This window comes from Nocardioides jensenii JCM 1364 = NBRC 14755 (assembly GCF_001552535.1).
Classification (GTDB): domain Bacteria; phylum Actinomycetota; class Actinomycetes; order Propionibacteriales; family Nocardioidaceae; genus Nocardioides; species Nocardioides jensenii.
On the sequence record NZ_BCRJ01000055.1, the window covers coordinates 1 to 1,866 of the forward strand.

Consider the following 1,866-nt stretch of genomic DNA (forward strand, 5'->3'; position numbering starts at 1 on the left):
CGGGGGGGGTGCTACTTGGCCCAGGCGGTGTTCCAGCCCTCGACCGAGTCGGCGGGGCGGGTGTCAGGTCCGGTGTAGATGGCCGACGGGCGGATCAGCCGACCGGTGCGCTTCTGCTCGAGGATGTGCGCCGACCAGCCACCGGTGCGGGCACAGGTGAACATCGAGGTGAACATCGGCGCGGGCACCTCGGCGAAGTCGAGCACGATGGCGGCCCAGAACTCCACGTTGGTCTCGAGGACGCGGTCGGGACGACGCTCCTTCAGCTCGGCCAGGGCCGCCTTCTCGAGCGCTTCGGCGACGGCGTAGCGGGGGGCGTCGAGCTCCTTGGCCGTACGGCGGAGCACGCGCGCGCGCGGGTCCTCGGCGCGGTAGACGCGGTGACCGAAGCCCATCAGGCGTTCGCCACGGTCGAGCAGCCCCTTGACGTAGGCGCTGGCGTCACCCGACTTCTCGACGTCGGCGATCATGCCGAGCACACGGGAGGGCGCGCCACCGTGCAGCGGTCCGGACATCGCACCGATGGCACCGGAGAAGGCAGCGGCCACGTCGGCACCCGTGGAGGTGATCACGCGGGCGGTGAAGGTGGAGGCGTTCATGCCGTGCTCGGCAGCCGAGCTCCAGTAGGCGTCGATCGCCTTGACGTGCTTGGGGTCGGCCTCGCCCTTCCAACGGATCAGGAACTTCTCGGCCAGGGTCTTGCCCTCGTCGACGAGCTTCTGGGGTACGACGGGCTGGTTGAGGCCGCGGGCCGACTGGGCGGCGTACGACAGCACCATCACCGCGACGCGGGCGAGATCCTCGCGGGCCTGCTCGTCGGAGATGTCGTAGGTCTGGCCGAATCCGAAGGCCGGTGCGAGCATCGCGACCGCGGCCTGGACGTCGACGCGGACGTCGCCGGTGTGCACCGGAAGGTTGTAGGGCTCGGCGGCCGGAAGTCCGGGGGTGTAGGCGCCGTCGATCAGCAGGCCCCAGACGTTCTCGAACGGCACCCGGCCGACGATGTCCTCGATGTCGACACCGCGGTAACGGAGCGCGGAGCCTTCCTTGTCGGGTTCGGCGATCTCGGACTCGAATGCGATGACGCCCTCAAGGCCGTGGTGAACCTCGGTCATAACGGGTGGCTCCTTTGCCGTGCTGCTGTGTCGGACCTTTGCATTCTGCCCCGAGTCGCGAACCGGGCCGAGCACGGGGTCTCGACCGGTGGTCATTCCCGGCCCGGACGCCGGTAGGCTCGGGGCGTGGATTCAGCACCGTGGTCGAGGCAGCGCCAGGAGTACTCCCGCAACGGAATCGCCGAGGACGACCTGCCCGACGACCCGTTCGAGCTCTTCCGCAGCTGGTACGCCGACGCGGCCACCCTGCCCGAGCCCAACGCCATGGTGGTGGCCACCGTCTCCGCCGCCGGACAGCCCTCGGCGCGCACCGTCCTGCTCAAGGGGCTCGATGCGCGCGGGTTCTCGTTCTTCACCAATCTTCAATCCCACAAGGGATCTGACCTCGCCGACAACCCACGTTGCGCCCTCCTGTTCCCTTGGCACGCACTCCAGCGGCAGGTCCGCGTCGAGGGCGGGACGACACTGCTGCCGCGCGACGAGGTGGCGGCGTACTTCGCCACGCGACCCCGGGGTGCCCAGCTGGGTGCCTGGGCGTCGCCGCAGTCGCAGGTGGTGACCGAGGCCGAGCTGAGGGAGCGGTACGCCGCCGCCTCTGACCGGATGTCCGACGCGATCGAGGCCCCCGCGCACTGGGGTGGGTACGTCGTCAGGCCGGTGTCGATCGAGTTCTGGCAGGGCCGGGAGAACCGGATGCACGATCGGTGGCGCTACCGCCGCGACGGCGACCGGTGGTTGCGTCAGCGCTTGG

General features: G+C 69.9%; 2 protein-coding genes. One reads left to right on the forward strand and one right to left on the reverse strand.

The features are described 5' to 3' along the window. Nucleotides 1-11 precede the first annotated feature (11 nt). Nucleotides 12-1,115 carry a citrate synthase 2 gene (locus NJ4_RS12700; protein ID WP_067435434.1) on the reverse strand — a complete coding sequence of 368 codons (1,104 nt, stop codon included), beginning with the start codon at nucleotides 1,113-1,115 and terminating at the stop codon, nucleotides 12-14. A gap of 126 nt (nucleotides 1,116-1,241) precedes the next feature. Here NJ4_RS12700 and pdxH point away from each other — a divergent pair. After that, a partial coding sequence (gene pdxH, locus NJ4_RS12705) for a pyridoxamine 5'-phosphate oxidase (RefSeq protein WP_067435437.1) occupies nucleotides 1,242-1,866 on the forward strand: 625 nt, incomplete at its 3' end.

Coding starts and splice junctions, on each gene's coding strand:
- NJ4_RS12700 (WP_067435434.1), bottom strand. CDS start 1,115: ATGACCGAGGTTCACCACGGCCTTGAGGGCGTCATCGCATTCGAGTCC.